Annotated in this window: 11 protein-coding genes and 1 tRNA gene; 4 read left to right on the top strand and 8 right to left on the bottom strand. The window is 40.6% G+C overall.

Annotated features, from left to right (window positions below):
- Position 1: 1 nt before the first annotated feature.
- The 8 genes from BUC17_RS06345 to BUC17_RS06380 form a co-directional block, all read right to left on the bottom strand.
- Positions 2-922, bottom strand: coding sequence for an ABC transporter ATP-binding protein (locus BUC17_RS06345; RefSeq protein WP_073362679.1), 921 nt, complete (start codon positions 920-922; stop codon positions 2-4).
- Positions 923-1085: 163 nt separating this feature from the next.
- Positions 1086-2204: a molecular chaperone DnaJ gene (dnaJ, locus tag BUC17_RS06350; RefSeq protein ID WP_073362681.1), complete on the bottom strand. Its 1119-nt coding sequence runs from the start codon at positions 2202-2204 to the stop codon at positions 1086-1088.
- Positions 2205-2212: 8 nt separating this feature from the next.
- Positions 2213-2785 carry a nucleotide exchange factor GrpE gene (locus BUC17_RS06355; RefSeq protein WP_073362682.1) on the bottom strand — a complete coding sequence of 191 codons (573 nt, stop codon included), beginning with the start codon at positions 2783-2785 and terminating at the stop codon, positions 2213-2215.
- Between the two features lie 193 nt (positions 2786-2978).
- Positions 2979-3887, bottom strand: coding sequence for a TIGR01777 family oxidoreductase (locus BUC17_RS06360; protein WP_073362684.1), 909 nt, complete (start codon positions 3885-3887; stop codon positions 2979-2981).
- A 139-nt stretch (positions 3888-4026) separates the two neighbouring features.
- Positions 4027-4761: a head GIN domain-containing protein gene (locus tag BUC17_RS06365; protein ID WP_073362685.1), complete on the bottom strand. Its 735-nt coding sequence runs from the start codon at positions 4759-4761 to the stop codon at positions 4027-4029.
- 2 nt (positions 4762-4763) lie between these two features.
- Positions 4764-6506, bottom strand: a complete 1743-nt coding sequence (locus BUC17_RS06370; protein WP_073362687.1) for a PspC domain-containing protein — start codon at positions 6504-6506, stop codon at positions 4764-4766.
- A 2-nt stretch (positions 6507-6508) separates the two neighbouring features.
- Positions 6509-6841 (bottom strand): PadR family transcriptional regulator, encoded by a 333-nt coding sequence (locus tag BUC17_RS06375; RefSeq protein WP_073362689.1) that lies wholly within the window; start codon positions 6839-6841, stop codon positions 6509-6511.
- 62 nt (positions 6842-6903) lie between these two features.
- Positions 6904-7422 (bottom strand): DUF4870 domain-containing protein, encoded by a 519-nt coding sequence (locus BUC17_RS06380; RefSeq protein ID WP_159433932.1) that lies wholly within the window; start codon positions 7420-7422, stop codon positions 6904-6906.
- Positions 7423-7607: 185 nt separating this feature from the next.
- Here BUC17_RS06380 and BUC17_RS06385 point away from each other — a divergent pair, with 185 nt between their 5' ends.
- The 4 genes from BUC17_RS06385 (at position 7608) to trxB (ending at position 10841) form a co-directional block, all read left to right on the top strand.
- Positions 7608-8066 (top strand): DUF4442 domain-containing protein, encoded by a 459-nt coding sequence (locus BUC17_RS06385; protein WP_073362723.1) that lies wholly within the window; start codon positions 7608-7610, stop codon positions 8064-8066.
- A gap of 32 nt (positions 8067-8098) precedes the next feature.
- A complete protein-coding gene (locus BUC17_RS06390) occupies positions 8099-8932 on the top strand; it encodes a GIN domain-containing protein (protein ID WP_073362692.1) in 834 nt (277 codons plus the stop codon).
- A 60-nt stretch (positions 8933-8992) separates the two neighbouring features.
- A tRNA-Pro gene (locus BUC17_RS06395) sits at positions 8993-9070 on the top strand.
- An 823-nt stretch (positions 9071-9893) separates the two neighbouring features.
- The gene (trxB, locus tag BUC17_RS06405; RefSeq protein WP_073362696.1) at positions 9894-10841 is read left to right on the top strand and encodes a thioredoxin-disulfide reductase; all 948 of its coding nucleotides are present in this window, start codon (positions 9894-9896) and stop codon (positions 10839-10841) included.
- The last annotated feature ends 177 nt before the right edge of the window (positions 10842-11018 follow it).

Raw genomic sequence — 11018 nt, forward strand, 5'->3', positions numbered from 1 at the left:
ATTAATCCGTTACGGTTTGGATAAAAATATCATTTACAGTGGGAATTTTTTCTGCAAAATGGGTTACTTGCCCGCGTTGCATCAGCGTGTGTAAAAGTTCATTGGCGGAATGATTTCCTAATTGAATTTCCAATTTCAACTCCTGATTCAACGATTTGAAATCGGTTGTTTTCAGGCTGAATTTTTGCGACAAATCGTGCCAAACGCCTTCAACATTATCGGTCAAAATCCCCACATCATAAGAATGGGTTCTATACTGCTTTTTCACCTCCGATAGCTTTCCTTCAATCAATTTATTCGATCGATGAATTAAAGCGATATAATCACACATCTCCTCTACCGATTCCATACGATGGGTTGAAAAAATAATTGAAGTTCCCTGACGATTCAAAGCGATAATCTCATCTTTGATCAAATTGGCATTCACGGGATCAAAGCCCGAAAAAGGTTCGTCCAATATCAACAGTTTCGGTTGATGCAATACCGTCACGATGAACTGTACTTTTTGCGCCATTCCTTTGGACAATTCTTGTATTTTTTTGTCCCACCAGGAAGTGATTTCAAACTTTTCAAACCAATACTTGAGTTGCGTCTTGGCATCGTTTTTTGACATTCCCTTGAGTTGTGCGAGATACAAACATTGTTCTCCAACTTTCATCGTTTTATACAATCCCCGTTCTTCGGGCATGTACCCAATTTCATGAACATGTTTGGGCTGAAGGGGTTCCCCATCCAAAACCACTGAACCGCTATCGGGCAAGGTAATTTGATTGATAATGCGAATGAGGGATGTTTTTCCGGCGCCATTGGGTCCCAATAACCCATAAATACTTCCTTGGGGTACCGAGAGTGAAACGGCATTCAAAGCCGTGTAGTCACCGTATTGTTTGACAACGTTATCTACAGTTAGAATGGATTGCATAAGTTTTTAAATCTTCGGGTAAAAATACGGAATTCCCAACAGAATGGGGCATAACTAAAAACAAAAAACCCACCCTTATGGTGACACAAGGATGGGAAAAATTGCTATGAAAAAGAAATTACCTGTTTCCAAGTAATGCTCAAAAGTAAAATTATTTTTTTAACTACGAAAACATATCTTTAACTTTTTCAAAAAAAGATTTTTCGCTCTTTTCGGGGTGTGGTATAAAGTTTTCGTCGGTTAAGGCTTTTTCAAAAAATTGTCGTTGTTCTTTGGACAATGTTTTTGGGGTCCAAACATTAACATGGACCAACAAGTCGCCATTTCCATAACTGTTTAAACTAGGAATTCCTTTGCCTTTTAATCGTAAAATTTTTCCCGATTGAATGCCTTCTTCCAGTTTGATTCTAACTTTTCCACCTACCGTTTCTAATTCCTTTGAAACGCCCAATGCAGCTTCCGCAAAACTGATGTACAGATCATAGTGAAGGTTTTCACCATCGCGTTTAAGCCATTCGTGTTCCGTCTCTTCAATTACAACAATTAAATCGCCTGGGATTCCATTGCCTGGAGCATCGTTTCCTTTACCGGATACTTTTAACTGCATTCCATCGGCGACACCGGCGGGTATTTTGATGGAAACTGTTTCGTCTTCCATAATCATCCCGTAGGCATCGGCATTATTGGGTTTACTTTCTATAGTTTGCCCTGAACCGCCACATACATGACAGGTTGTTGCGGTTTGCATACGCCCCAAAATCGTATTGGTCACTTTTAGGACTTGACCCGCACCATTACAGGTAGGACAAGTTTTATAGCGAACACCTGGCGCTTGTATTTTTCGCTTAACTTTTACTTTCTTTTCAACGCCATTGACGACTTCTTCAAGGGTGAGTTTGACCTTAATTCGTAGATTACTGCCTTTCATTCTGCGGGAACCACCGCCGCCAAATCCACCGCCAAAACTACCGCCAAAAGCACCGCCAAAAATATCACCAAACTGACTAAATATATCATCCATATTCATGTGATGACCGCCACCAAAGCCCCCTGCGCCATCAAATGCAGCATGACCGTATTGATCGTAACGTGCTTTTTTGTCGGGATCACTCAAAACCTCATAGGCTTCTGCGGCTAACTTAAAGTTCTCTTCCGCTTCTTTGTTACCGGGGTTTTTGTCCGGGTGAAATTCAATCGCTTTTTTACGGTAGGCTTTTTTAATTTCCTCCGCACTGGCATTTTTACCGACGCCTAGTATTTCGTAAAAGTCTTTTTTACTCATATGTCCATTTATTGTCCGATGACCACTTTAGGAAAACGGATAATTTTATCGCCTAATTTATACCCTTTTTCAATGACATCTACGATTTTTCCCTTCAAATCCTCGGTAGGGGCTGGAATTTGAGTGATCGCCTCTGCAAAATCCGCATCAAAGGCATCCCCAGCTTGTAGGGAAACTTGTTCAAGACCTTTGGCAACCAACGTAGATTTAAATTTTTCATGAATCAACTCAACCCCTTTGACTAGGGCTTCATCTGCTGATTTTTGAATTTGCTCCATCGCACGATCAAAATCATCTAAAACCGGTAATAGGGCCACCAAAACTTCTTGATTGGCGGTTTTAAACAATTCTAAGCGCTCTTTAGAAGTGCGTTTTTTATAATTTTCAAATTCGGCAAACAAACGCAAAAATTTATCTTTTTCTTGGGCCAATTGCAACTCCAACTGTTGTTCTGCTGACAATTCTTCCGCTGGTGCACTCCCCTCTGTTTCCGATACCTCAGGGGCTAACTCAGGAGCTTCATGTTCGTTTGTCTCAGTATTCATGGTATTCTTTCCTTTAAATGGGTTGTTGATTTTCATTCAAATGTATTGCTTCGCAAAATGCCGTGCAAAAGTACTGCCATTTCCTTAAAAATGTCAAATTGTCATTTATTTTTATAAAAAAAGAGCGGCAACAACTGCACAACAACGCATTCGCTTTACTTCTGGCATTGCATAAAGCTTAGCGAAAATCAGCATTTTGAATACAATTAAAACACCCGTTAAAGAAAGACTAGGGTAATAAATTTTCGAACGCCTTTTGCGCATCGGGATAGGTAAACGTAAATCCTAAATCCATGGCGCGTTGAGGAAGAATTTTTTTATCATTGAACAACAATTCGTGCATATCACCCAAGATAAGTTTCATGACCCATCGCGGAACAGGAGGTAACCAAATGGGACGTTTCAGGAGGTGCGCTATCATTTTGGTTTGCGCTTTGTTGCTCACAGCATGAGGAGCGACACCGTTGAAAACCCCTGCGTGCCCCTGTTCCAGTAACCATGCATACAATTGCACTATGTCGTGGAGGTGAATCCAAGATTGCATTTGCTTACCCGACCCAAAAATAGCTCCCATACCCCAGCGAATAGGCTGAACGATAGGCTCCAAAGCGCCGCCTTCACGAGCATAAACCACCCCGGTTCGAACTTTGGTAACCGGCAGGTCGAGTTTTGAAAATTGATCTACGGCAGCTTCCCAGCGTTGCACTAATGTGCCTAGAAAAGTATTGGATTGAACTTGGGAATCTTCGGTATAAACCGCTTTGTTGTCATCGGGATAAATAGCTGTTCCCGAAGCAGATAGTATATGCTTTACTTGGTGTTGTGGCACCTTTTTTAAACTGGCATACAATACATTGGCCGATACTACACGACTTTCTAACAAAATCGTTTTGTAATTCGGAGTCCATCGTTTGGCTATGGTCGCTCCCGCCAAGTGCACGAGAGCGTCAACTCCATTCCAACATTGATCGTCTATTTTTCCTTCGGCGGGATTCCAATAAAAAGTTTGCACACCGTCAGGCACGTTCTTGGATGATTTTTGCATGGTCAACCAATGAACATGATGGCCTTTTTGCACCAAATATTTCGTCAAGGCATGACCAATTAATCCTGAACCTCCTGTTATTAAAATGCGCATACTCCCTTTTTGGTCCAAAATTATCCAATTTGAACCAAAATTAGCGCTCCCCTATAAAAGGTTTAACGTCTGTTTAGCATTGTAATGAGGCAAAAAAAAATCCCAGCCGAAGCCAGGATCTTTCACGCAAAAAAACAAATTAGTCAATTTTTCGAATACTTCCCCCCGAGGATTCATTTTTATCAACGGATTTGGCAATTCCTGTATATTTTATACTGGCACCACTGGAAGCACTTGCCTCCAGCGTTACTCTTGCATTGACAGAAGATTCACTACCACTACTAGCATCGGCATTGACGTCATTGGCCAGCAACCCTTTGGCATTCAGCGTGCTCCCGCTAGAGGAACTCGTTTTCAACTTCAATGCAATTCCTTTAATATCCATAGAGCTACCGCTTGAGGTTTCGGCATCTACGGTATCGTATTCAACTTTACCTTCCAAATGTGCTCCACTACTTGAATCCATCACCAAATTGGTTCCCACAAACGTTCCCGTAAGCAGCACATTGGCTCCACTACTCGAGGTTACCTTTTTTAACTCGGGCATGTGGATATACACCTTGAGTTCTTTAGCCCCCGAAATACTTTTGTCGATATACACCTTCAGTGTCTCACCTTCTAATTCTGTTTTGACAAACTCCAACAAATTAGAATCGGCTTCTACCTCAACTTTGGCAGTACTATCTTGTTTCATTTCAACTTCAATACCCGCTGAGGCTTGAACAGCTGTAAACTTTCCTGTAATGTTTCGCACTTCGGTGGTCACATTTCCATTGCCATCTACTCCATTCAACATGGGATTACAAGATGAGAGCAATAATGCAGCGATAATGGCTACTAAAAACTTGGTACAATAAACTACAACTCGTATCATACTTAATTTGATTTTTTGATGACAACGCCATCTTTGTTAATAATAAGACTTCCTTTTTCGCCCGTTTTTTCTTCGCGAATGATCTCGACTCCGTTGACGCGCACAGTGACCTTATTGACTGAATCATTTACTTTTTCAATCGTTTCGGTTTCGATGACATCATCGTATTCATCTTCGTCGGGTGGACAATTGGTACATTTTACTTGATTTTCCTCAACAAGGTACACATAATCCTCGGAAGAATGATGCATGTTAAAGTAGGAATTATCACTGTCATCGTAGTGACGTACCGAGCGGTCAGTTTTGAACTTCACCCCTTTGGGCAAATACAAGTAAACGGTGACTTCTTGCTGACGAAACTTGTTATTTATCGCGGTAGTCCAGTAGTTATTTAACAACAATTGATTGCCTTCAATTTTGAAACCATACGCAATTTTTTGCGCTCTGGCATTGGCTTCACCTGCTGTTTTCCCTACGGCTACTTTTTCGATTCGAACATAAGGAGTTGTGGCATCCGTGGGCAATACTTCAAAACTAATTTGATTGGAGTAAATGACCTCTTTTTGTTGCTCGTTGGTCGTCAAACGATAATCGTGTGAAGGATTCATGTCTTTGGCATAAAAATCATTATTCACAAATCGTATTTGCAGCGTATCTTGAGGTTGTAAGAGAATTTGCTCTTTCACAATATCCTTTCCGTCGAAGGCTGCTTGCGTTACTTCATTGATGATTATGGTAATCAAAGCCCCCAACGAAACAATCCACACGGCAAGCAAGGTATATTTTACCACATTACCCAAAGAGCGAACATGATTCATGAGTAGTTTTAACCCCAACAACATTAAAAAGAATAGCGGTATCCCGAAGCAAAACATAAATAAGAGCCCCTGAATCCAGTACGGCGTTTCTAGTCCGATAGGCGTCACCACCATATTTATCGCAGCATTTTGAGGCAATTGAGAGGTAAAAATCAGAATAACAGAACCGATTAACACTCCTAACAAGGATAAAGAGGCGAAAATCAGCACAAAGGCCCCAATAATTTTAGCAAAAACCCCAAACACTGTTGTTATAAATCCACTTAGCCGGTTACCAAAAGATTCAGCTCCAGATTTGACTTTTTCGCCAATTTCGTTGTAATCTGCATTTTGAATTCGCTGGGAAACTTGTTCAAATTCTTCCCGTACTTTTTTCTCAATATTAGAGATGGTTACAGGTTCTCCTGTCATTTCTAACTTTTCAGCAGTGGTGATGGCTTTGGGCATTGCAATCCAAAGGATTAAATAGACTAAAAATCCCATGCCTGAAAAACTAAAAATCAAAAATGCCAATTTAAACCAAAACGAATCTACACCGAAGTAATGTCCTAAACCGGTACAAACTCCCCCAATTACACCACGTTCTTCATCACGGTATAATTTACGGCGACGTGGAGGCAAGGCGTATTTAAAATCGGTTTCCTTTTGGGTCTCCCCTTCATTATCTAAACGGTAATCTTCGGGCTGCCCCATAACATTGACAACTTCATCTACATCGTTACTGTTGATTACATGTTTGTCCGAAAGTTGACGCTCAGCAAAGAGTTCGGCTACACGCATTTCGATATCTTTCATGATTTCATCTTTTCCGGTAGCGTCTGTGAGCGAATTTTTTATCGCATCAAAGTAGCGGGAAAGTTTTTGGTAAGCGTCTTCATCAATGTGGAAAAATAAACCACCTATGTTGATATTTACGGTCTTGTTCATGATTATTGGTTTTGTTTAGTGATAATGGTTACGGCATCAGAGAGTTCGGTCCATGTGCCATTTAATTCGTTTAAAAATGTTTTTCCTAATTCGGTCAACTCGTAATATTTACGCGGTGGTCCCGATGTCGATTCTTCCCAACGATAATTGAGCAAGCCATCATTTTTTAGGCGGGTTAGCAACGGATAGACAGTTCCCTCGACCACGAGTAACCGGGCCGCTTTTAGCGTATCCAAAATTTCGGAAGTGTAAGCCTCTTTGTCTTTTAGAACCGACAAGATGCAGAACTCCAAAACGCCTTTTCGCATTTGTGCTTTTGTGTTTTCGATGTTCATAAAATTACTTTTTTAATCCACGTGGATGTCGTTTTTTGATTGATGATTGATGATTGATGATGTTATTCGGATGTAAATACTTTTGGTTCAGAAGTACTGTCCATGGTTTGCGCATTGTTATTATTAACGCGCTTTCTTAAAAACGGAATTGATAAAGGATAATGATACACCTTTCCCCGGGTAGCCTCCAACGCTCCGTAAACGATAAGTACAAACTCAGTAATTTTTAGCAAAGCGAATAAGACAAAGGCAGTAATTCCAACAACAAGCCCGGTTGAAAAGGAAATATTTTCAAGATTTCGAATGGCAAACGATTGGTCATCCCATTGAAAAGCGATCATTCCTTTGGTAAAAGCACTTAAAGTGAGTAGTAACCCTAACCCAACCAAAACGATGGTGTACACAAAAACACTCAGTTGAAAATTCAATACACTTCGTCCTTGTGCCTCGAGCATGGGGGAAGTTTCTTTTTTGGCCGACCATATAAATGCAGGCAAGATAAAGTTCCCGAAAGGAAATAAATATTGCCCTAGCGCACTGAGGTGCAAAATGGTTCCTATATTTCGTTCATTAGCCGTCATAACTTTTGATTTTGATGATTGAAACTCCATAATACTTTTTATAAGCTATTATTTTCTTAAACAAAGATACAACCAAAAGCAGGTATTATGTATTACAAAGTACTAAGGTTTAACAATATATTAACATTTGGCAGAACGCCCCTTTTTCAAAAGGTATGTGTATATTTACCGAAAATAAAGGCTTTATGCAACTTTCTCCTCGCAAATTAAATATGTTTTTGGCATGGCGATTACCGGCCGCATTTTGGTGTGGTGTTCGCGTTAAAAGCATTTCCGAAAGTACTTGTATTGCTTCGGTCACCCACCGTTGGATCAATCAAAATCCATTTCAATCCATGTATTTTGCCGTCCAAGCCATGGCCGCCGAGTTGACAACAGGAGCTTTGGTTATGGCTGAAATTCAACGCAAAAAAATGCCCATCTCTATGTTGGTCCTCAACAATAAGGCAACCTATACCAAGAAGGCAACGGGAAAAATAACATTTACTTGCCAACAAGGCACCGCAATTGCAACATTAATTGATGAAGTGGTCCAATCAGGGGAGGGTAAAACGATTTGGTTGCAATCAGTTGGGGTTGATCAGCAAGGGGAAGTGGTTTCTGTCATGGATTTTGAATGGACATTAAAATTGAAATCGAAATAGTGAGAATTGTTACCTTTGAAAAAAAATAATTCATGAATCGTATCTATATTATAATTGCCCTGGTGTTTACGTTGGGGGTACAAGCCCAAAAAAAGGAAAAAGTTAAGGGGTCTAAAATTGTTACCGTTGAGCAAAAAAAGATTGAGGCCTTCAATGCCTTAGAAATTTCCGATAATCTTGAAGTCTTTTTGATAAAAGGGAGTGAATGCGGACTTGAAATTGAAGCCGACGATAATTTACACGATGCTATCGGTATTAGTGTAGTGGGTCGTCAATTGCGCTTATCTACATTAAAGAGTGCTTTCGGTTATAAGAAGTTGAGCATTCGGGTTACGTATACCGACGATTTTATCGCGGTAACCACTAAAGATGAAGCTAAAATTAATGCCCTTTCGGAAATGAAATTGGATGCTATTACATTTACCAGTTTTGACGATTCTAAAGTTTTTGTAAATGCCCAATGCAAAAAGTTTGAACTCATTGCCAACGACCATTCGAAATCGGAACTCAATATCAAAAGTGATGAGTGTCGGATTAATTTAAGTAAAAGTGCCCAATGCAAAGCTTTAATTACCGGGCATGACCTTACCTTTGATGCCTATCAAAAAGCTACGGCCGAAGTGGAAGGCGATGTTGAAAACATTACCCTGCGTTTGGACAACAACAGCGGATTTACTGGAAAAAATCTCGATTGCAAGTCAGGAAAAATAACCACGGAATCCTATTCTCGTGCCAGTATCAAAGTTGATAAGCAACTTACGCTTTCGATGGCTGGAAAATCACAGTTGGATTTATATGGTGAACCCAAAATTGAATTAGTCGTATTTACCGACAGTGCTGTGTTATCGAAAAAACCCCTGAAATAATTGGCAAACACGCGGTACAATGCAAAAAATAATACTATATTTGCCCACGCAAAAAAACTTCGGGGTGTAGCGTAGCCCGGTTATCGCGCCTGCTTTGGGAGCAGGAGGCCGCAGGTTCGAATCCTGCCACCCCGACCAAGAAAAGTGGAACGAGAGTTCCACTTTTTTTGTACTACACGTGCCAAAAGTTTACTTTTGAGCTAAGTGTAGTGCAAAAAAAGTGCGGACACAGCCTGATAAGGCGTGTTCCCTTTTCTTGAGCAACTTCCCCACTTCAGGATATGCAATCCTGCTTTTTTTTTGTTCAAGTCTTCTATTTAAATGTATTGCGGACACAGCCTGACAAGGCGTGTTCCCTTTTCTTGAGCAACTTCCCCACTTCAGGATATGCAATCCTGCTTTTTTTTGTTCAAGTCTTCTATTTAAATGTATTGTGGACACAGCCTGACAAGGCGTGTTCCTTTTTCTTGAGCAACTTCCCCACTTCAGGATAGGCAATCCTGCCTTTTTCAAGTTCAAATCTATTATTTAAATATACTACCGACAGAGCCTGACAAGGCGTGTTCCCTTTTCTTGAGCAACTTCACTACTTCAGGATATGCAATCCTGCCTTTTTTGTTCAAATCTTCTATTTAAATGTACTGCGAACACAGCCTGACAAGGCGTGTTCCTTTTTCTTGAGCAACTTCCTCACTTCAGGATATGCAATCCTGCTTTTTTTTTGTTAAAATCTTCTATTTAAATGTACTGCGGACACAGCTTGACAAGGCTGTTCCCTTTTCTTAAGCAACTTCCCCACTTCAGGATATGCAATCCTACTTTTTTTGATATTGGTTTATTTTATCTACTAAATCAGTATAACCTGAACTTATGATAAAATTGTTAATTACAATTTAGTTTTCACGTAAATCAAAAAGAGAAAAAAGTAACTTTGTGTCGCTTTAAAAAAATACATTACATCATGTCAGACGCAATAGAAAAAGTAAAATGTCTAATCATAGGTTCGGGGCCAGCTGGCTACACCGCTGCAATTTATGCCTCCCGTGCCAATATGTTTCCTGTGCTTTACCAAGGAACACAACCTGGTGGTCAGCTAACCACCACCAACGAAGTAGAAAATTTCCCAGGCTATCCTGAAGGTGTTACGGGACCCGAAATGATGGTGCAACTCCAAGAGCAAGCCAAACGCTTTGGAGCTGACATTCGTGATGGATGGGTGACCAAAGTTGATTTCAGCGGTCCCATACATAAAGTTTGGATTCATGACAATACCGAAATTCACTGTGAAACGGTCATTATATCCACAGGAGCCTCTGCCAAATATTTGGGATTACCTTCTGAGCAACATTACCTTCAAATGGGAGGCGGTGTTTCCGCTTGTGCGGTATGTGATGGTTTCTTTTATCGCAATCAAGAAGTGGTTATTGTGGGCGCCGGAGACTCCGCGTGTGAAGAAGCCCATTATTTATCCAAACTTTGCAAAAAAGTAACGATGCTTGTGCGCAGTGAGAAGTTTAGAGCGTCCCGTATCATGGAAGATCGCGTGCGAAAAACCGAAAATATTGAGATTCTCATGCACACCGAAACGGTTGAAGTTTTAGGTGATGGACAAGTTGTTACGGGCGTTAAGGTGGTCAATCGCGCGAGTGGGGAAACCCGTGAAATCCCTGCAACTGGTTTCTTTGTGGCTATTGGACACCAACCCAATACCGAAATTTTTAAGGACTTTATCACCTTAGATGAGACAGGTTATGTCATAAATACTCCTGGAACATCAAAAACGAATATTCCAGGTGTTTTTGTAGCGGGTGATGCCGCCGATCACGTATACCGTCAAGCAATTACAGCAGCGGGAACAGGGTGTATGGCCGCTTTGGATGCCGAGCGCTATCTTGCCGCCAAAGAATAACGTAGCGTAAATATATCTAAGAGAAGAGTCGCCTTGGTAGCGGCTCTTTTTTTAATAACACTGCCCACTGAATACTGAACACTGTACTTCCCTAATTAGAGTTGACCGTTTTTAAACATTAATTTCATTGTTAAAAATAGTAATAGATTTTTGCTCAAAAGTACTTTTGAGCAAAAA

The organism is Flavobacterium fontis (genome assembly GCF_900129405.1).
In the GTDB taxonomy this organism is placed as follows: domain Bacteria; phylum Bacteroidota; class Bacteroidia; order Flavobacteriales; family Flavobacteriaceae; genus Flavobacterium; species Flavobacterium fontis.